Source organism: Aurantiacibacter suaedae (genome assembly GCF_005434915.1).
Taxonomy (GTDB): domain Bacteria; phylum Pseudomonadota; class Alphaproteobacteria; order Sphingomonadales; family Sphingomonadaceae; genus Alteraurantiacibacter; species Alteraurantiacibacter suaedae.
The window spans coordinates 172244-190417 of the sequence record NZ_SKCG01000002.1 but is presented as its reverse complement, the minus strand read 5'-3'; the positions used below and the strand labels follow the sequence as shown (position 1 = coordinate 190417).

General features: G+C 64.2%; 18 protein-coding genes and 1 tRNA gene. 12 read left to right on the top strand and 7 right to left on the bottom strand.

Translation table 11 applies throughout. The annotated features are described in order from the left end of the window. Nucleotides 1-84 precede the first annotated feature (84 nt). Nucleotides 85-3165, top strand: coding sequence for a TonB-dependent receptor domain-containing protein (locus E0473_RS07165; RefSeq protein WP_161981543.1), 3081 nt, complete (start codon nucleotides 85-87; stop codon nucleotides 3163-3165). A gap of 102 nt (nucleotides 3166-3267) precedes the next feature. Next, nucleotides 3268-4701 carry a sulfatase-like hydrolase/transferase gene (locus E0473_RS07160; RefSeq protein WP_170308131.1) on the top strand — a complete coding sequence of 478 codons (1434 nt, stop codon included), beginning with the start codon at nucleotides 3268-3270 and terminating at the stop codon, nucleotides 4699-4701. A gap of 86 nt (nucleotides 4702-4787) precedes the next feature. Here the strand turns inward: E0473_RS07160 and E0473_RS07155 are convergent, their stop codons facing one another. Beyond that, nucleotides 4788-5012 carry a DUF2171 domain-containing protein gene (locus E0473_RS07155; protein ID WP_137680197.1) on the bottom strand — a complete coding sequence of 75 codons (225 nt, stop codon included), beginning with the start codon at nucleotides 5010-5012 and terminating at the stop codon, nucleotides 4788-4790. A 126-nt stretch (nucleotides 5013-5138) separates the two neighbouring features. On the opposite strand from E0473_RS07155, the gene E0473_RS07150 reads away from it, so the two are divergent. The 3 genes from E0473_RS07150 to E0473_RS07140 are packed head-to-tail and all read left to right on the top strand — an operon-like array spanning nucleotide 5139 to nucleotide 7447. After that, entirely contained in the window at nucleotides 5139-5870 is a 732-nt protein-coding gene (locus tag E0473_RS07150; protein ID WP_137680196.1) for a hypothetical protein, read from the top strand. A gap of 48 nt (nucleotides 5871-5918) precedes the next feature. Next, the gene (locus E0473_RS07145) at nucleotides 5919-6956 is read left to right on the top strand and encodes a mannose-1-phosphate guanylyltransferase (RefSeq protein ID WP_137680873.1); all 1038 of its coding nucleotides are present in this window, start codon (nucleotides 5919-5921) and stop codon (nucleotides 6954-6956) included. Nucleotides 6957-6982: 26 nt separating this feature from the next. Next, nucleotides 6983-7447, top strand: a complete 465-nt coding sequence (locus E0473_RS07140) for a DUF2721 domain-containing protein (protein ID WP_241657390.1) — start codon at nucleotides 6983-6985, stop codon at nucleotides 7445-7447. 4 nt (nucleotides 7448-7451) lie between these two features. Here the strand turns inward: E0473_RS07140 and E0473_RS07135 are convergent, their stop codons facing one another. From E0473_RS07135 to E0473_RS07125, 3 genes are read right to left on the bottom strand one after another with little or no spacing between them, the layout of a single operon-like run. Continuing rightward, a complete protein-coding gene (locus tag E0473_RS07135) occupies nucleotides 7452-7760 on the bottom strand; it encodes a polyhydroxyalkanoic acid system family protein (RefSeq protein ID WP_137680195.1) in 309 nt (102 codons plus the stop codon). Then, complete coding sequence (locus tag E0473_RS07130; protein WP_194146758.1) at nucleotides 7760-8566, bottom strand: hypothetical protein; 807 nt, start codon at nucleotides 8564-8566, stop codon at nucleotides 7760-7762. Before E0473_RS07130 ends, E0473_RS07135 begins: the two co-directional genes overlap by 1 nt. Before the next feature lie 13 nt (nucleotides 8567-8579). Next, nucleotides 8580-9782 (bottom strand): toxic anion resistance protein, encoded by a 1203-nt coding sequence (locus tag E0473_RS07125; protein WP_137680194.1) that lies wholly within the window; start codon nucleotides 9780-9782, stop codon nucleotides 8580-8582. Nucleotides 9783-9994: 212 nt separating this feature from the next. On the opposite strand from E0473_RS07125, the gene E0473_RS07120 reads away from it, so the two are divergent. After that, nucleotides 9995-11482 carry a TIGR00341 family protein gene (locus E0473_RS07120; RefSeq protein ID WP_241657389.1) on the top strand — a complete coding sequence of 496 codons (1488 nt, stop codon included), beginning with the start codon at nucleotides 9995-9997 and terminating at the stop codon, nucleotides 11480-11482. Further along, the gene (locus E0473_RS07115; protein ID WP_338325092.1) at nucleotides 11482-11883 is read left to right on the top strand and encodes an MAPEG family protein; all 402 of its coding nucleotides are present in this window, start codon (nucleotides 11482-11484) and stop codon (nucleotides 11881-11883) included. Before E0473_RS07120 ends, E0473_RS07115 begins: the two co-directional genes overlap by 1 nt. On the opposite strand, the gene E0473_RS07110 is transcribed toward E0473_RS07115, so the two are convergent. Beyond that, nucleotides 11880-12848 (bottom strand): hypothetical protein, encoded by a 969-nt coding sequence (locus E0473_RS07110; protein ID WP_137680192.1) that lies wholly within the window; start codon nucleotides 12846-12848, stop codon nucleotides 11880-11882. The two genes, E0473_RS07115 and E0473_RS07110, sit on opposite strands and share 4 nt — an antisense overlap. A 69-nt stretch (nucleotides 12849-12917) precedes the next feature. After that, nucleotides 12918-14645, bottom strand: coding sequence for a fatty acyl-AMP ligase (locus E0473_RS07105; protein ID WP_137680191.1), 1728 nt, complete (start codon nucleotides 14643-14645; stop codon nucleotides 12918-12920). 220 nt (nucleotides 14646-14865) lie between these two features. On the opposite strand from E0473_RS07105, the gene E0473_RS07100 reads away from it, so the two are divergent. The 4 genes from E0473_RS07100 (at nucleotide 14866) to E0473_RS07085 (ending at nucleotide 16942) form a co-directional block, all read left to right on the top strand. Next, the gene (locus E0473_RS07100) at nucleotides 14866-15366 is read left to right on the top strand and encodes a regulatory protein RecX (RefSeq protein ID WP_241657388.1); all 501 of its coding nucleotides are present in this window, start codon (nucleotides 14866-14868) and stop codon (nucleotides 15364-15366) included. Next, entirely contained in the window at nucleotides 15353-15865 is a 513-nt protein-coding gene (locus E0473_RS07095) for a DUF192 domain-containing protein (protein ID WP_137680870.1), read from the top strand. The genes E0473_RS07100 and E0473_RS07095 overlap by 14 nt, the downstream gene beginning before the upstream one ends. Nucleotides 15866-16016: 151 nt before the next feature. After that, nucleotides 16017-16412 (top strand): NADH:ubiquinone oxidoreductase subunit NDUFA12, encoded by a 396-nt coding sequence (locus E0473_RS07090; protein ID WP_137680869.1) that lies wholly within the window; start codon nucleotides 16017-16019, stop codon nucleotides 16410-16412. Then, nucleotides 16409-16942, top strand: a complete 534-nt coding sequence (locus tag E0473_RS07085) for a DUF2155 domain-containing protein (protein WP_170308130.1) — start codon at nucleotides 16409-16411, stop codon at nucleotides 16940-16942. Before E0473_RS07090 ends, E0473_RS07085 begins: the two co-directional genes overlap by 4 nt. Here the strand turns inward: E0473_RS07085 and aat are convergent. Continuing rightward, complete coding sequence (gene aat / locus E0473_RS07080; protein ID WP_161981542.1) at nucleotides 16861-17559, bottom strand: leucyl/phenylalanyl-tRNA--protein transferase; 699 nt, start codon at nucleotides 17557-17559, stop codon at nucleotides 16861-16863. The two genes, E0473_RS07085 and aat, sit on opposite strands and share 82 nt — an antisense overlap. Before the next feature lie 81 nt (nucleotides 17560-17640). Between aat and E0473_RS07075 the strand changes: the two genes are divergently transcribed. After that, nucleotides 17641-17716, top strand: a tRNA-Trp gene (locus E0473_RS07075). Nucleotides 17717-18174 lie beyond the last annotated feature (458 nt).

Below are 18174 nucleotides of genomic sequence, written 5' to 3'. Positions count from 1 at the left end.
TATGCCATGATCACTTTGCGATGCATTGCCCGACCGCTGGGCTGCGCCTTACCTCCTCAAAAAAAGCACACTGGGAGAGATGACATGAGATATTTGCGCAAGCAGCCGCCGGTGCATCGCAGCGCCTTATGGGCCACTGGAGTCAGCGCGCTGGCCTTGCTGATGCCGCAGGGCGGGGCACTGGCACAGGACGCAGAAAGCGGCGATGCGCCGGACGACCGCATCGTGGTGACAGGCTCGCGCATTGCCAGCGACGGGATGCAGGCACCAGTGCCGATTACAGTGGTCGAGTCCGATGCCATCGAAGCGCTTTCGCCCGGTCCGCTGGTAACGGGCGTGACCCAGTTGCCCCAGTTCGCCGGGAGCGAAACGCCCAATTCGGGCAACTTCTTCACTCGCTCGGGCTATGGTTCGCTCAATCTGCGCGGGCTGGGCGTGAACCGCACGCTCACGCTGCTCGATGGCCGCAGGATGCCCGCGGCCAGCGCCTTTGGCGGGGTCGACATCAACCTGTTCCCGGAGGCCATGATCCAGTCAGTCGAAACCGTCACTGGTGGCGCGTCGGCGGCTTATGGCTCGGACGCGGTGGCGGGCGTGGTCAACTTCATCCTCGATACCGATTTCACCGGCATCAAGATGGAAATTACGGGTGGCATGACCGACCGCAGCGACGGCAAGAACTACGAACTTTCAGGCGCATACGGCACCGATTTCGCAGGCGGACGCGGCCACTTTCAGGTCAGTGGCGAATATTTCAATCAGGAGGGCGTGTTCAGCTACGAAGGGCGCGACTGGTATCAGGGCTATGGCACCTTCGGAGCCGGATCGGAGGCGGCGCCCTATCGCTTCGTGCCGGGCACTGTCTCGGCCAACGCCAGTTTCGACGGGCGCATCTTTGCGCCGGGCACAGCGATCAACGGGCTGGCCTTTGATCGCAACGGCAATGTCGCCCCCTTCGAGCCCGGCACCGTCAGCCAGGCAGGCTACGGCATTCCCCCTGCGCGCACCGCGGGCAACCCGGCGCTCGACGATCTCGCCGGCGAAGTCATCAGCCTCTATCCCGATCTCGAACGCTATTCGGTCTTCGCCTATGGCGACTACGAGCTGAGCGACCGTGTGAAGGTGTTTGCCCAGTACATTCACGGGCGCACCGAGGTGCAGCAGTACAACGCCCCGCGCGGCAGCTTCGGCGGCACCCCCACCACGCTGACGATCTTTCAGGATAACGCGTTCCTGCCCGACGACCTGCGCCAGACGATGGCCAGCAACAATATCCAAAGCTTCACCCTGCGACGCATGGGCAGCCTTGAGGATATCGGCAATTCGTCGCTGAACGACCGCATCACCCAGCACATCGCCACCATTGGCCTCGACATGGAGCTGGCGACCGGCGGCCTGTTCGACGGCTGGGATGTCGGCACCTTCTACCAGTATGGCCATTCCGAGCGGCGCTGGAAGCAGCGCGGGCTACGGGTCGACCGGATTTTCGCGGCAGTCGATGCGGTGGACGATGGCAGCGGCAACATCGTGTGCCGCACCTCGCTGTTCGGCGATGCCTTCCCCGGTTGCGAGCCGATCAACCTGTTCGGGCGCGGCAATGCCAGCCCTGAGGCGGTCGACTATGTCACCAGCTTCGAGCCGGGCCAGCAGATCACCACCGATCTGTTCTTCGCCGACGACGGCTTCGCCAGCGGGCGGACCTACAGCTACACCACCGACGATGCGAAGGTGAACACGACCACCTTCGAGCAGCACTATGCCGAGATTTCGGCCTCGGGCGACATTATCGACATGTGGGCCGGGCCGCTCGCGGGGGCCTTCGGCGGTTCGTTCCGCGAGGAGTCGGTGCTGCAACTGGTGCAGGACGTGACCAATCCCTCGTCCAACCACGAGAGCGGCCATCCCGTGCTGTGCAATGGAGAGGCTCCGGGCCTGCGCGGGGTCAGCGCGCCGGACTGCGGCAACACCGTGGGCGTGCAGTATTCGAAGGTCTCCAACATCAAGGGCTCTTCGCGGGTGTGGGAGGCCTTTGGCGAACTGCTGATGCCACTGGTGGATAGCGATGGCTTTACCGCCAATGCCAATGTCGCGGGCCGCTGGGCCAACTATTCGGGGTCGGGAAGCGTCTGGGCCTACAAGGGCGGCATCGAACTGGGCTTCTTCGACGCGCTGCGCCTGCGCGGCACCTATTCGCGTGACGTGCGCGCAGGCAACCTTTCGGAGCGTTTCGACAAGACCGGCGGCACGGCCACGATCACCGATCCGCGCGCCGGTTTCACCCAGAACTGCGATCAGGCCGGGGCCGACGTACCCACAACCGACGGGCCGGAGATCTGCACCGTCACGCGGTTCTCCGGCGGCAATCCGGCCGTGCGTCCCGAAGAGGCCGACACCATCACCGTGGGCGCCGTGTTCACGCCCGACTTCGTGCCGGGGCTGGCGCTCTCGGTCGACTACTACGACGTGTCGATTTCGGGCGCGATCGCGCAGGTCGGCAACCAGCAGGTGGTCGACAACTGCTTCGTCAACAACGTGCAGCAGTTCTGCGATCTCATCACGCTCGACCCGACCGACAACACGATCGCACTGGTGGGCGACGTGTTCGTGAACGTGGCCGAGGCTGCGGTGCGCGGGGTCGACTTCGAGGGCAATTACCGTGCCCCGCTGACCCTGTTCGGTGGTGACGAGGACATCGGTGTGCGCCTGTTCAGTTCCTGGCTGCTCGAACGGTCGGAAACCGACGCCAACGGCAACTATATCGACCGCGCCGGGCAGACCGGCGCGCGGCAGGGCGATCAGGTCTACTTCCCCTATGCCGACTTCCGCGCCACCGCTTCGCTCACCTACCGCAACGGCGGGCTCTCGGCGCTGTTTCAGGCGCGCCACATCGGCAGCGGCATTCAAGACGTGACGCAGACCGAGGGCGTCACCATCGAGGACAACCGGGTAAGCCCGGTGACCTATCTCGACCTCAGGCTGGGGTATGAGTTCGATCTCGGCGGCGCCGAGATAGAGGTGTTCGGAAACATCACCAACCTCGGCGATGCCCGCCCGCCGATCACGCCCTCGTTCAGTGCCTTCACCGGCTATGCCACCCAGCATAACGCCGCCGTCTACGATCTGCTCGGGCGGCGCTATACGGTGGGCGTGAAGTTGCGGATGTAATCAGCTGCCTGCAAAGTCAGGCATATACAGGCCGGGCTCCGCGCATTCTACCCCTGCGCGGGGTCCGGCCACACGACAGGACGGCAAGAAAAGGGATATGCGATGACTGGCAGCAAGATAACCGGACAACTCACGAGACGGCAGGCACTTGCCGGGGCCGCAGGCGCCGGAATGCTGGCGGCTGCCGCTCCCGCGCTCGGAGCGGGCACCGGGCGCAAGCCGAACTTCCTGTTCATCATGGCCGACGATTTGGGCTGGGCCGATCTCTCTTGCTACGGACGGCGCGAATACGAGACCACCGCGATTGACAGCCTTGCCGCGCAGGGCATGCAGTTCATGCACGGCTATGCCAATTCGGCGGTTTGCTCTTCCACCCGCGTCGGCCTGATTACCGGGCGCTATCAGTATCGCCTGCCGGTGGGGCTGGAGGAACCGCTGCAGAACCCCGAGCTCGGCCTCGAACCGAGTGAGCCGACCTTGCCCTCGCTGCTCAAACAGCAGGGCTATCACACCGCGCTGGTGGGCAAGTGGCATATGGGGCTGCTGCCGAAATATGGCCCGCTCAAGAGCGGTTATGACGAATTCTGGGGCAACCGCGGCGGCGGTGTCGACTATTTCACGCACAAGGTCGCAGGGCAGGAAGACCTGTGGGATGGCGATATCCGCATCGAGGAACACGGCTATTACACCGATTTGCTGGCCGACCGTTCGATCGAATACCTCGAAGCGCGCGCGCAGGAAGACAAGCCGTGGCTGCTCAGCCTGCACTTCACCGCGCCGCACTGGCCGTGGGAGGGCAACAACGCAGCAGGCCGTGCCGAAAGCGCGCGCCTAGATGCCAAGGGCCCCGATGGCGGCGACAGCCTCAACATCATGCACTACGATGGCGGCACGATGGAGACCTATGCCGACATGGTCACCAGCATGGATGCCAATATCGGCCGCATCATGGCGCGGCTTTACGAACTGGGCATGGATGACAACACCGTTGTGGTCTTCACCAGCGACAACGGGGGCGAGCGCTTTAGCGACACCTGGCCGTTCTCGGGCATGAAGACCGAGCTGCTCGAAGGCGGCATCCGGGTGCCGTTCATCGTGCGCTGGCCGGGGCTTACGGCGCCCGGTTCGACCTCGGATGTACCGGTGATTTCGATGGACATCCTGCCCACCTTCCTCGCCGCCGCGGGCGGTGCGCCTGCACCCGATCGTCCAACCGACGGGATGGACCTGATGCCAGCGCTGATGGGCGCGACGCCGCCGGAGCGCCCGCTTTACTGGCGCTATTGGAGCAAGGACCAGAAGGCCGTGCGGCTGGGCGGCTACAAGTATCTGAAGATCGGCCCCAACGAATTCCTGTTCGACGTGATCGAAGACCCACGCGAGCGGGGCAATCTCAAGGACCGTCTGCCCGATGTCTTCGCCGAACTGAAGGCGATGCATCAATCTTGGAATAGCGAGATGCTGTTCGATCCCAAGGCCCGCAGCTACGGGATGGACGCCGAGCACGTGCCCGACCGCTATAACTGGAACGACTGACAACGTGCCTTAATACAAAACGGCCCGGCAGACCTGTGATCTGTCGGGCCGTTTGATGCGGCAAGCAATGGCTTGCGCGAACTCCGTCAGGCGTCGAGGCCGACCGGAATCTTTGTGCCCTGCTTGAGATAGACACGGTTGTCGTCGATTTTTTCGACTGCCTCGAGCGGGAGATAATGATGCATGTTGTCTTCGCTGTCGGTACGCGTCATCTTGATGCGCTCGTCCTCGACTTCGTCGACCGTTCCAATGTGCTGGCCATTGGCGTCGGCAACTTCCATATGCTCCTTGATGCGCAGCTTCTCGAACATGGATAATCCTTTCAATTTCATTCGCTTATGTGAATTCAACGGGGCTAAGGGGCCATCGTTCCTCGGTTTGTCGCGTGTGAAGCACGGTTGCGCGAAGCTCGGCAGAGAAGGGCGCAGAGGTTGATAATGAGCGGCAAAACGCTGGCACGGGGAAAACGGCTGAACTGGAAGCTGATTGCGGTGCTGACTTTGGCCCATCTGCTGGCGCTGATTGGCCTTGCGCAGCTGTTCGCGCCCAATCTCACTGCCGCCGTGGTGGAGCGGGCTACGTCTTTGGTAACGGTCACCGTCTCGACTTACGAGGAGCCCGAAGCGACGCCTCCGCCTCAGGTCGCGACCCCCGAACCAGACGCGGGATCCGCTGGCGAAGAGGGCGAGAGAGCGACACCGCGGGAAGTCGTCGCCCCGAGCGCGCCACTGCCGCGCCCCGATCCCGCGCCGCGCGCCGCCTCCACCGGGAATGCCGACAGCTCTGGCGCACGCGATCAGGGCAGCGGAACCGGCGCCGGCGGTGAGGGTGAGGGCACCGGCGCGGGTGGTTTGGGCCGCGGGCAGGGCGGCGGTGTGGTCACCGGGCCGAGTTACAAGTCGGGCGCGATCAACGCGGCGCGCGATTTTCCAATTCCGCAGGGCGGCCGCAACGTGCGCGATGGCACCTCGGTGACGGTCGCCTTCACCGTCGGCGTGGACGGGCGGGCCAGCAACTGCTCGGTTGTCGCGCCTGGCCCCGATCCTGCCACCAACGCGCTGGTCTGCTCGCTGGTGATCGAGCGGATCCGCTTCAATCCGGCCACCGACGCGAATGGAAATGCGGTGCCTGCCCGCTACGGCTGGCGACAGGAGTTCTTTCGTCGCTAGCCAATTGCTGTAAAGGCGGCGCCTGTTGCAAATGAAATACCCATGGAGTTGAGGTTGATTTACCCCGTAATCCTGTGTGGCGGTAGTGGCACTCGCCTTTGGCCGCGCAGCCGTAAGGCCCTGCCAAAGCCATTTCTGCCTCTCGTCGGCGAACGAACGCTGTTCGAGGCGACCGTTCGCCGCACAATTGACCCGGAGTTTTTCGCCAGCCCCACGGTCGTAACCGGCGCTGCGCACCTGGCACACGTGCGCGATCAGCTCGCGCCCATCTGCGCAGGAACGACGATTGTCGAGCCCTCCGCGAAGAACACGGCCCCGGCCATCGCGCTGGCTGCGCAGTCCATGCCGCGCCCCGATGCACTGATGCTGGTCTGCCCCAGCGATCATTACATCGCCGATGTCTCCGCCTTCCAAGATGCGGCCAAGCGCGCTGCCGCGCTTGCCGAGCAGGGGCATATGGTTGCCTTCGGCATCGCGGCGACCGCTCCTGAGACCGGCTTCGGCTATATCCGCAAGGGCGCAGCCCTCGAAGGTGGCTACGAGGTCGAGCGGTTCGTGGAGAAACCCGATCTGGAAACCGCGATCGCGTTCCTCGCCGACGGCAACTACAGCTGGAACGGCGGCATTTTCGCTTTCCGCGCCGACGCCTTCCTGGCCGAGCTGGCCGCGCACCGCCCAGCCATGGCCGAGGCGGTCCGCGTGTCGGTCGACCAGGGCGAAACACGCGGCGCCGAGCTCTATCCCGCCGCCGAGCCTTTCGCCGCAATCGAAGGCGACTCGATCGACTATGCGGTGATGGAGAACACCCAGCGCGCCGCCGTTGTGCCCGTCTCGATGGGCTGGTCCGATATCGGCAACTGGCAGGCTCTGCGCGAGGCACGTGCGGGCGACGCGCAAGGCAACCGCGTGCGCGGCAGGGCGGAGCTGGTCGATTGCAAAAGGGTTCTGGTCGAGACCGACGGGCCGCGTGTGAGCGCCATCGGGTTGGAGGACGTGGCCATTGTCGTTGACGGCGACGAGGTGCTCGTTACCACCATGGCTGGAACGCAAAAGGTCGGCAAGCTCGATGGGGCTGCCAACCAGTAAGGCGCCCGGATCGGAAAGGATGAACGATGCCGACGGTGGAAAGCGATGCGATGATCGTCCAGACGATCCAGCTGGCGCTGGCGCCGGTGTTCGTGCTGGTGGCCATCGGCAATATCCTGAACATCCTTTCCAGCCGCTTGGGGCGCGTGGTTGATCGCTCGCGCACCTTGCAGGGCTTGTTCACCGAAACCGAGGGCGACGAGCATGATCTGGTCGTGCGCGAGATTCGCATGACCAACAACCGTATCCTCATCATCGGCCGGGCCATGCGCCTGTTGGTGTCCTCTGGCCTTTCAATCGGCCTTACGGTGGCGCTGCTGTTCATCGAGGGCTTCGCTCATGCCGGGCTTAACGCGGCGGCGGCGATCACCTTCATGTTCGCGATCGGGCTGCTGATGCTGGCGTTGCTGCTGTTCCTGCGCGAAACCCGGGAGGCAACCGAGGCGTTGCGGATCCCCGAAAGCTACCTCGAACTGCACCGCAATCTCTGAGGGCTCAGCCGTTCGGCGGTTTGAGCAAACTCGGGCCCTGAGCGCGGATCGCCATTTCCACCATCGGCTCGACGAAGGCGAGCGCACCGGGCAGTTCGACCGTGAACACCACTTCGGCATCCTCGATATCGACATGGCCGTTAATTATCTGACCCATCGCGCCGATGGCGAGCGCCATGCGATCTTCGCTCGGCCAGCTGGTGGTCACTTCGACCATGGCGAGCGGGATGTTGTCGCCAATCCGGTGCGAGTTTTCGCGCAGGCGGCGGCGCACTTCGTCGCGGGTGAGATGGTGGGGTAGGGCCAGCCGCATCAGCTCTTGCTCTCCTGCTTGCTGAACTCGGGCAAAGGCACGCCAGAGCCCTGATCGCCAAGCGGCACTCCGCTGTCGCCATCGATTCCGGCACCATACTTGTATTCAAGATAACGCCCCCGAATTGCGAGGTCGTCAAGCGAGCCTTGAGCGAGCTGGCGATTGATCGAATCGAGTTCGCCGCCGATCACGCGCAGGCCTTCCTCAAGCTGGCGCGCGGGCGTGGTGCCGTTGCTTTGTTCATCGCGCAGCCGCTGCGGAATGCGGCGGAAACCGTCGATCATCTCGGGCAGGTCTTCGCCAACCAGCTTGCGGATCTGCGCGGCGGTGGGATGGTTCTGATCGACTGCGCCAAGCTGGACCTGCAGCTCGTCAAGCTGGACACCGATATCGTTGACGAGGCTGGCGGCAGGCCCTGGCAGGGCGTCGCGCTGATGTTCGAGCCACAGCTCGGTGCGGGCAACCAGTTGCTTCACGTCGGGCGTCTTGAGGTCGGCGCGGCGCGGTGTTTTCAGGCGTGGATAGCGGGCGAGTACGAAGGCCGCCACGACCATGGCCAGCACCGTTAGCATCACCCCGTAGAACCCAATCCCGTTGAGGATCGCCCCCGCCACACCCGCCGCCACCAGAATAGCGACGATGGCGACAAACAGCCGCACGACCTTCTTCACCACATGCTGCTTCTTCAGCCGCGCCGAGGCTAGGCCGACCGAGTTCCTCCGTCGCCGTCCGCCCGCGCGCTGATGCGCAAGCGCATTGCCTGCGGAGCGCACGATATGGTCTGACTGATGGGTGAGGTCGCTCATCGGCTCGGCGCGCTCAGCTCTCTAGGCTCAGGATGCCGCTGTCCTGCACCTGCTGCGCCGCTTGGGCCTGCCCCTCGGCGCGGGCGATATAGCCCTTCGACTTCTCGACTTCGCCCGAAAGCGTATCGACCGTCTGCTTCATCGAATCGAGTGCGCGCAGCTTGAAGTTGTCGACCTCGTCCATCGTATCATAGATGTTCTGGAACGCGCGTTGCAGCGTCTCCATCGGGATCGTGCTCGAAGCGGCCTGTTCGTGAATGCGGCCGGTGTTGTCGCGCAGCATCTGCCCGGTCGAATCGATGATGCCAGCCGTGGTGGTGTTCAAAGCCGTAATCTGATCGAGCACCAGCTTCTGGTTCGTCATCGCCTGGCTGACGGTGACGGCGGTGCGCAGCGCGCCCACGGTGGTGGTGCTCGCGCGGTCGACGCCCTTCACCAGCTCGACATTGTTCTTCTTCACCAGATCGAGCGCGAGATAGCCCTGCACGCTCACCGCCATCTGCGTGAGCAGGTCCTGCGTGCGCTGGCGGACATAGAACAGCGCGGTCTCGCGGATCGCCTTGGCCTTGGCCGGATCGACGCTGTCCTGATTGGCGGCCTCTTCTTCCAGCCGGGTGTCGAGCGACTTGGCGATGTGGATCATTTGCTCCAGGTTGCCCATCGCCTCCCACAGCTTCTGCCGCTCCACGTCGATGGCGGCATTGTCCATCAACAGCTCGTCCTTGCCGCTGGAAAGGCGGGCGAGGATCGACTGGATGTGGCTTTGCGCGGAGGTGTAGCTGTCGAAATAGTTCTTCAGCTTGTTGCCGAACGGGATGATGCCAAGGAACTTGCGCCCGGTCATCTTGCCGCGGCGGCCCGGATCGAGATCCTCCACCGTGCGGCGCAGCTCGGTAAGGTCGGCGCCCACGCCCGTATCCTGATCCATCGCGCGCACCGGCCGATCGAGGAAGCGGTTGGACATCTGGCTCGCGGCCATGATTTCCTTGCGGCCCATGTTGGTGATCTGATCGACCTTCTTGCCGAAATCGGGCGAATTGGCATCCAGCGCGATCAGCTCGCTCACGAAACCTTCGACCTTCTCCTGCAGCGCGGTCTTCTTCTCCTCATCCACCGGCACCAGCCCGGCGGCCTTGGTAGGCGCGACGCTGGGCACGGGGTCGGGCGGAGTAAGCTCCAGCTTGCTGGCGGTCATCGTTTCGTCGCTCGTAGCCATCGGCTCTCACACCTTCCCTTGGGTTCGATCATTACTGTATTAGGAGTATAAGACAGGGCTTTCAAGAATTCCCGGTATTGCAACTCTTGGACCTGCCTGATTTTCCGCGCTAACGGTTGCGAATGCAACCCGAGAGCACAAGCCCTGCTTCAGAGAAGGCGCCCTCCGCCAGCCCCGGTTCCCCATCGAGCCACGCCCCCAGTCTCATACATGTGTGGGACACCTTCAAGACCTGGTGGCGCACCCAGGCCAGCGGCACGGTCGATCAGGCGGGGGTGATCGCCAAGCGGCGCGCCGAATGCGCGCTCACCGGGCGGTATCTGCTGATGGTCAGCATGTCGGCAGGCATCGCGATTCTCGGCCTGCTGCTAAGTTCGCCTGCGGTCGTGATCGGCGCCATGCTGCTTTCGCCGCTGATGGACCCGATCATGGGCGTGGGCTTCTCGCTTGCCATCGGCGACTACAAATGGCTGCGCCAGTCGGTCAGGAGCCTCGCTATCGGCACCGGCTTTGCCATCATGTTCTGCGCCGTGGTGGTGTTCATGTCCCCTTTGCAGAACGTGACCAGCGAGATCGCGGCGCGCACCCGGCCGAACCTGTTCGATCTGCTGGTGGCGATCTTCTCCGCCATTGCCGGTGCCTATGCGATGATACGCGGGCGCGAGGGCACCATCGTGGGCGTGGCCATCGCCACCGCCTTGATGCCGCCGCTGGCGGTGGTCGGCTTCGGCCTTGCGACCTTCAACTGGACGGTGTTCTCGGGCGCGCTGCTGCTGTTCGTCACCAACCTCACGGCCATCGCGCTCACCGCTACGGCGATGGCGCGCGCCTATGGTTTTTCCTCCAGCCTGTCGGAGCGCGGCTCGCAGTTGCAGAGCGTGGGCATGATCGTGGCTCTTGTGGTGCTGGCCGTTCCGCTCGGCCTGTCGTTGCAGACCATCGCCTGGGAAACGCAGGCCCAGCGCGTGATCCGCGACGAGATCGGCACCGTGTTCGAAGGCAAGGCCGAGGACGTCGATCCCAAGGTCGAGTTTGCGACCGGCGCTGTGCAGGTATCGGCCACGGTCTACACCAACGAGCTGTTCGACCGGGCCGAGGTCGAGAGCAATGCGGCGCGCCAGCTCGAATCGCGGCTGGGGCGGCCGGTCTCGGTCACCATTCTGCAAATCCAGAGCTCCGACGCGCGCGAGGCTGAGCTGGCGCAGCTTGGCGAAGGCCGCGAGCGTGAGGCAGAAAGCCTGGAAACGGCAGGCGTGATCGCCGAGCGACTGGCCTTGCTCGCAGGCGTGCCCACCGATCAGGTGACGGTGGACCGCGATAACCGCCGCGCGATGGTCCGGGCGCGCCCGCTCGACGGTGCGAACCTTGCCGCCTATGCCGAGCTGGAGCGCCGGATCGACGCCACCGAACCGGCCTGGGATATCCGCTTCGAACCGCCACCGCTGGCCTTGCCAAGCATCGGCTTTCAGGAAGTGGAGACCGATGTCGGCGTATCGCACACCCTCACCAGCGACGGGCGCAAGGCCTTGGCGCTGGTCGAGTGGGCGCAGCGGCGCAAGGGCCTGCCAATTCGGCTAACCGGCCCCGCCGATGCGGTCGAGGACGTGCGCAAGGCTCTGGCCGAGGATGGCGTTGCCGCAAGCAGCGAGACGAGCGGCACCGGCTATGGCACGGTGAGCGTGGTGTGGGATATGGACTAATGAACTTGTCGAGCGAGATTACCGTCCTCCTGCTGTCCACGCTGCTGCTGCTCGCGCACATTATGCTGGCGATCCGCTTCAAGACGAAGCAGTACGGCACAGACTGGAACATGGGCGCGCGCGACGAGGATCTGCCGCCGCTGAATGATATTGCCGCCCGGCTCGAACGGGCGCGCGACAACTTCCTTGAAACCTATCCGATTGCGATCATCGCGCTGCTGGTGGGCAACATCTATGGCCAGGGCTCCAGCCTTATCGGCGTGGCCGCATGGGTGTGGCTGGCGGCGCGGGCGATTTACCTACCGCTCTATTGGGCGGGCATCCCCAAGGTGCGTACGCTGGTCTGGGCCGTGGGGATACTGGCCTTGCTCGCCATTATCGTGGCGCTGCTGCTGATCTAGACCCGCTCGCGGCCCGACTGGGCGAGGCGTTGACGGGCGGTGTTGCCGGGTACGGCGACCTGCACGCTCGGATCGAAGGCTTTGCCCACGCCCGCGCTGCCGTCCTCGCACCAGATATGCACTTCGGTTCGGCTGTATCCTGAGGGGTAGAAGCGAATGCGGTAGCCGTCGGGGTGGTCGCTCCAGCGGCCTGCAGGCACGGCAATGCTGCCTTCGCCCAGCGGCACTGCGCCGGTCAGCACGGCGATGCTCTCAAGCTCGGAGTAGCTTGCTCCGCCAGCCAGTCCGTTGCGAAGCTCCGCCTCGGCCCGGAACACCGTGCGCAGAGGGGCGGGGACTTCGCCCATGAGGCTGCTCATCGCGCCCGATGGCACCAGATCGAGCGCCGAGCGGTTAAGCGTAGCGAGCTGCCGCTGGCTCAGCAGTTGCGCTGCCACCAGCTTGTGCTCGTTGCTGAGGTCCTCGAACTTGGCGCGGGCGAGAATCGCCCAGATCAGCGTCTGGATATCGTGCTGCTCGATCTGGGGATTCTGCACCGAGTTGCGCAGGATGTCGCGGATCGCCTCTTCGCGCGAACCTTCAAGCGGTGCATAGAGATAGCCATCGCCGCCGCCCGGGCCATGCGTGCCCGCGTGAAGGCAATAGCTTTGCGCGGTGAACTGCCAGTATCCCGGTTGCAGCACAAAACCGCCTTCGGCTGTGCGTTCGAGCGAGGTCATCTGCGCAGGGGCTAGCGGCGGGTCCACCCCGTCAAGCGCGGGATTGCCCCACACCGCGTCGGCGAGGTTGGTGGTGATCGGCTCGTCACCGCCGAACACGCGATCGAGCCCGATCTCTTTCGTCACCGACCGCACGAGATTGCCCAAGCCGCCGAACTGCGCCTGCGCCGGAGATGCTCCCGCGATACCCGCGCCAAGCAGTCCAGCGCCGAATGCGCGCCGCGAAAGACGGTATGTTTTGTCCATCTGCCTCATATCCCTCTGGTCACTAAGATCGCGAAGCGCCTAGCATCGGGAGGGGGTGGGCCGAAAGGGCTAAGCCGCCAGATCGAGCGGGGAGATTTCGCCCGACAGATACATCTTGCGCGCCTTCGCACGGCTGAGCTTGCCCGAAGACGTGCGCGGCAACGTGCGCGGCGGCACCAGTTCCACCACGCAGTTCATGCCGGTGATCGCGCGCACCTTGTCGGCGATCTCGTCGCGCAGGCGGACGCGCTCCTCCGGGTCGGACACGCGGCAATGCACCAGCACCGCAGGCGCTTCCTCGCCGTTCTCGGTTTCGACCGAGAAGGCGGCGATGTCGCCGTGGTTGAAGCCGGGAAGCTGCTCCACCGCCCACTCGATATCCTGCGGCCAGTGGTTCTTGCCGTTGATGATGATCATGTCCTTGGCGCGGCCGACGATGAACAGGTAGCCATCGGCCATGTAGCCCATGTCACCTGTGTCGAGCCAGCCATCGACCAGACACTCGTCGGTCGCTTCCTGATTGCGGAAGTAGGAATGCATGACGCTGGGGCCACGGCACCAGACCTTGCCGATCTGACGATCCTTCTTCGACTTGCCATTCTCGCCGCGGATTTCGACGTCCATGTCGGGCAGGGCCTTGCCGCAGTTCACGATCGCGCGATAGCGGGCCGGACGCGACAGGTCGCGCTTGGTGCCCGACAGTCGCTCTTCCTCGACCAGCTCGACGCGGATGCCTTCACCCGGCGGCATCACGGTGACCGCGAGCGTCGCCTCGGCAAGGCCATAGGACGGGGTGAAGGCGCTGGCCTTGAACCCGGCATCGGCAAAGGCGTTGACGAAGTTCTGCATCACGTCGGGCCGGATCATGTCGGCCCCGTTGCCAGCGAGCCGCCAGCGCGAGAGGTCGAAGCGTTCGGCCACATTGCTCTGGCTCGAAATGCGGCGGGCGCAGATGTCGTAGCCGAAGGTGGGCGAATAGCTGAGCGTGGTGCCCGGATTGCGGCTGATCAGATCGAGCCAGGCCAGCGGACGGCGCGCGAAGTGCTCGGTCTTGAGATAGTCAACGCTGACCTGATTGGCGACCAGCGACAGGAAGCAACCGACGAGACCCATGTCGTGATACCACGGCAGCCAGCTCGCCACGCGGTCGTTCTGGCCGATGTCCATCGCTGTGGCATGGCCATAAAGGTTATGCAGCAAGGCGCGGTGGGTAACGGCAACGCCCTGCGGGAAACGGGTCGAGCCAGAGGAATACTGCAGGTAGCAGATATCTTCCGGATCGGCCTCGGGCAGTTCCGCGTCCGGCGCATCGCGCTGGGTGAAAGTATCCCAGTCCATGCCCGTACAGCCCTGCTTTTCCGCCGCCGCTGCCGTCATCTCGGCGATTTCGGGCGGATAGAGCAATATTGCCGGATCGGCGCTTTCAAGCTGCACGCCGAGCTGGTCGATATAGCTGCCCTTGCCGCCGAAGGTGGTGGGCAACGGCAGCGGCACCGGCCAGGCACCGGCATAGATGCAACCGCAGAACAGCGAGGCGAATTCAGGCCCGGTCTCGGCGATCAGCGCCACCCGGTCGCCCTTGCCGATGCCCATGCCGATCAGCCGCCGGGCGTGGCCCAGCGCATCCTCCCGCATTTCGCGGTAGGGATAGACGCGCTCCAGCGTGCCCCGCGCATCGTGGAAATTGAGGCCCTTTTCGCTCTGCGCCGCGTAGTCGACGGCTTCGCAGAAGGTCGCAAAGTCGGAACGCCGACGCGGCTGAGCGCAGTCGTTGGGCGTGGGAACAAGCTCGGTCATATTTTCTAAGGGCTACCCTTTTGTTTGTCTCTGCCTGCGCTCTTGCGGCGCTTCCCATATCCAAAAACGCGGCGCCGGACTAACCGACCCCGCAGCAAATTTTTTCATTTCAGGGCAAGTGTGGCACTAATATGGCGAAATGCGGGATAGTGAACAACCAAATGTTAGGCAAGTCAGGCGACGAAAGCCGTTAGACTCGGCGCAATTGCGTGAATTGGCGATGAATTACGTCGCCCGTTTCGCCACATCGAGCGGCAAGCTGGAGGCCTATCTGGCACGCAAACTGCGCGAGCGCGGGTGGGACGAGGGCGAAGCCGCGCCAGATATTCCCGCTCTGGTGGCCGACTTTGTCAGCCGTGGCTACGTTGACGACGAGGCCTATGCGCGCGCCCGCAGCGAGGGCTTGCTGGCGCGCGGATATGGCGCGCGGCGGGTGGGCGAGGCCTTGCGGCAGGCGGGCATTGGCGAGACCTTGCGCGAAGCGGCTTCTCCGGGAGAGGCGGCGGCGCGGCGCGCGGCCCTGCGGCTGGCCGAGAAGCGGCGGTTCGGCCCGTTCGCCCTCGAGGCGCCCGATCAGGCACGACGCGAGAAACAGCTTGCAGCCATGCTGCGCGCAGGACATTCCTTCGCTCACGCGCGCCTGCTGGTCGAGCTGACCAGCCCCGAGAGCGCGCGCGAATGGGCCGAAGAACTGGAAGATGATGACGATGACACTGCGTGAACGAACTCTGGCGAAGGCTCTTGCGGCAGGTCTTGGCGTTCTGGCGCTGGCGGCCTGTTCTCCATCGGGTGCCACCGAGAGCGCGCCGGCCAGCGCCGCCGCGCCGCAGGTCCATGCGGAATCGGGTCTTGCGGTCATCCCGCTCACTGTCACCACCGCGGACGGCACCCGCCACGAGTTCCACGTCGAGGTTGCGGCGAGTGCTGCCGAGCAGGCGCGCGGCCTGATGTTCCGCACCGAAATGGGCGCGGACGAAGGCATGATCTTCCCGCGCGAGGATAATCCGCGCGAATCGAGCTTCTGGATGCGCAACACCGTGATCCCGCTCGACATCATCTTCATCGGGCCGGATCGGCGTATCCTCAACGTGGCCGCCAATGCCGTGCCCTATTCGGAAGCGTCGGTTCCTTCGGCTGGGCCAGCGGGCGCGGTGCTCGAACTTAATGGCGGGCGTGCGGCGGAACTGGGCATCAAGGCCGGTGACAAGGTCGATTGGTAATATTTGTGCGTCGCACGCCCATGCGGGCGCGAGATCCTCGCTAGATGGGCAGCAAGCTGCGCCCGCTGCGGGCGGGCAGTCGCCCTTGCGACCCTTCGGGTCGTTTGCTTGACGCTTGGCGGAGCCGACAGAATCGGCTAACCGCGCGAACATGAGCTTCCTCGGCAAGATCTTCACCTGGTGGGACGGCGCCACCATCGGCACCCTCCTGTGGTCCTCGCGCAATGGCGAGCACGTCGGCACCGACGCGCAGGGCAACAAGTATTATCGCTCCAAGCCGAAAGAGGGGCAGCGCGAAAGGCGCTGGGTGATCTACGAAGGCACCAACGATGCCAGCCGCGTGCCGAGTGAATGGCATGGCTGGCTGCACCATTCCTACGACGAGCTACCCGAAAGCCACCTCACCCCGCCGCGCATCTGGGAGGCTGACTACAGCCCCAACGCCACCGGCACCGGCGCTGCCTACCTTCCCGCAGGTGCGCTTCAGCGCGGCGGCCAGCGCGCGCGCGCAACCGGCGACTACGAAGCCTGGACGCCCGAGGCGTGAAAGCCCTCGCGGTCGGCGTGGCCACGCTGACGCTGGCGCTGGCCGCCTGCGGAGGGGAGCCGCCCGCGCCAGAGGCCGAGCAGACAGAGGTTCCCGAAGAACTGCGGCAACCCGCGCCCGCTCTGGGCGAAGGCGCGCAGGCAGCCGACGGACAGGGCACGCCGATGGCCGAACGTGTCGCCACGCTCGGCATCGTCAACAAGCGCAATTCGCTAACCCGCGATATCGAGATGAAACCGGGCGAGGCGCGCCGGATCGACGATGTGGTGATTCGCCTCTCGGCCTGCGAGAAAACCGCGCCGTGGGAAGATCCGCCCGAAACTGGCGCCTTTGTCCAGGTCAACGTGAACGAGCGGCCCGATGCCGATAGCGAGGCGGTATGGACGCGGGTGTTCTCTGGCTGGCTGTTCAAGAACTCGCCTGGCCTGAACGTGGTCGAGCATCCGATCTATGATGTCTGGGTTAAGGATTGCGCGATGCGCTTCCCGGGCGAGGAAGAAGCCGTGTCCTCCTCCAGCAATTCGCGGTAAGCTTCAGGCAGGCTGAGCCTGGGCTGCTGCGCGCAGGCTTGCGCCAGCCGGGCCAGGTACTCTGTTCGCGCGATCTCGACAGCGCCGAGCGAGGCCAGATGGTCGGTGATGAACTGGCAGTCGAGCACGCGGTATCCCGCGCGGCGCATCAGCGCCACCAGCCATGCCAGCGCCACTTTCGAGGCGTCGCGCGCGGTGCTGAACATCGATTCGCCGCAAAACGCGCGCTCGATTGCCACGCCATAGAGCCCGCCGACCAGTTCGCCATCGATCCGGCATTCGACCGAGTGGGCATGGCCGAGTGCATGGAGGTTGCCATAGCTGTCGGCAATGGTTGGATTGATCCAGGTCTCTGGATGGTCGGGGCGAGGCGCGGCACAGGCTTCGACCACACCGGCAAAGTCGGTGTCGACCGTGACGGTGAAGCGGCCTGACTTGAGTACCTTGGCAAGCGAGCGCGAGCAGTGGAAACCATCGAGCGGGAGGATCGCCCGTTTGCGCGGCTCGACCCAGAAGATCTCCGTATCCTCGCGCGAATCGGCCATCGGGAACACGCCGCTGCGATAGGCGAGCAACAGCATCTCGGGCGCGATGATAGGAACGTGCGAACCAGACATTGTGTCGGCTTTAGCAAGACAGAACGCGCTCGTCGCTTGCCATTGCACGAAAGCCGTTATAGAGGCGTGCCTTGCCCATGCAGGGGTGTAGCTCAGCTGGTAGAGCATCGGTCTCCAAAACCGAGGGCCACGGGTTCGAATCCTGTCACCCCTGCCATTTCTTTTTCGGGCCATCGTCTTCTGGCTCGCCCGGATGGCACGCATTCTCCCGACAAGTGATTTATTCAGGCGGTGGGTTATCGCCGTGCGCGCAATAATGCGCCAAGTCGGATACAGTTAACAAATCTGTCAGTAGAGCGTGGTTCGAGCTTGGTTCTCTCCGCGCCGCCTCGCGTTGGCTGGCGGAACGCAAATGTGGCCGCACCCAAAATAATCCGCAGGCCGCCCGCTGCCGCGGTGCGAGGGGAGCGGCGCGCTGGGTAACGCATCCTTAAGCAAAACTAGGGGCCCTCACGGAGGGGGCGGTAATCGTCTTCCCCAGAACTCATCCCTAACGCCTTGCCCGTCAACGAATAAGTACGTTCCCAAGGCGGTAATGGGTTCGACAAGCTTTAGTAACCGCCAAGAATACGGGGTCCATCTTATCGTAAACACGATTGATTTGGACGCTATGGT

What these genes read in the sequence shown, in the direction of transcription:
- E0473_RS07110 (WP_137680192.1), bottom strand. Translation starts at nt 12,848, where the DNA reads ATGGACAAAACATACCGTCTTTCGCGGCGCGCATTCGGCGCTGGACTG.
- E0473_RS07165 (WP_161981543.1), top strand. Translation starts at nt 85, where the DNA reads ATGAGATATTTGCGCAAGCAGCCGCCGGTGCATCGCAGCGCCTTATGG.
- E0473_RS07140 (WP_241657390.1), top strand. Translation starts at nt 6,983, where the DNA reads ATGCCGACGGTGGAAAGCGATGCGATGATCGTCCAGACGATCCAGCTG.
- E0473_RS07155 (WP_137680197.1), bottom strand. Translation starts at nt 5,012, where the DNA reads ATGTTCGAGAAGCTGCGCATCAAGGAGCATATGGAAGTTGCCGACGCC.
- E0473_RS07160 (WP_170308131.1), top strand. Translation starts at nt 3,268, where the DNA reads ATGACTGGCAGCAAGATAACCGGACAACTCACGAGACGGCAGGCACTT.
- E0473_RS07125 (WP_137680194.1), bottom strand. Translation starts at nt 9,782, where the DNA reads ATGGCTACGAGCGACGAAACGATGACCGCCAGCAAGCTGGAGCTTACT.
- aat (WP_161981542.1), bottom strand. Translation starts at nt 17,559, where the DNA reads ATGTCTGGTTCGCACGTTCCTATCATCGCGCCCGAGATGCTGTTGCTC.
- E0473_RS07135 (WP_137680195.1), bottom strand. Translation starts at nt 7,760, where the DNA reads ATGCGGCTGGCCCTACCCCACCATCTCACCCGCGACGAAGTGCGCCGC.
- E0473_RS07100 (WP_241657388.1), top strand. Translation starts at nt 14,866, where the DNA reads ATGAATTACGTCGCCCGTTTCGCCACATCGAGCGGCAAGCTGGAGGCC.
- E0473_RS07150 (WP_137680196.1), top strand. Translation starts at nt 5,139, where the DNA reads ATGAGCGGCAAAACGCTGGCACGGGGAAAACGGCTGAACTGGAAGCTG.
- E0473_RS07130 (WP_194146758.1), bottom strand. Translation starts at nt 8,566, where the DNA reads ATGAGCGACCTCACCCATCAGTCAGACCATATCGTGCGCTCCGCAGGC.
- E0473_RS07095 (WP_137680870.1), top strand. Translation starts at nt 15,353, where the DNA reads ATGACACTGCGTGAACGAACTCTGGCGAAGGCTCTTGCGGCAGGTCTT.
- E0473_RS07105 (WP_137680191.1), bottom strand. Translation starts at nt 14,645, where the DNA reads ATGACCGAGCTTGTTCCCACGCCCAACGACTGCGCTCAGCCGCGTCGG.
- E0473_RS07115 (WP_338325092.1), top strand. Translation starts at nt 11,482, where the DNA reads ATGAACTTGTCGAGCGAGATTACCGTCCTCCTGCTGTCCACGCTGCTG.
- E0473_RS07090 (WP_137680869.1), top strand. Translation starts at nt 16,017, where the DNA reads ATGAGCTTCCTCGGCAAGATCTTCACCTGGTGGGACGGCGCCACCATC.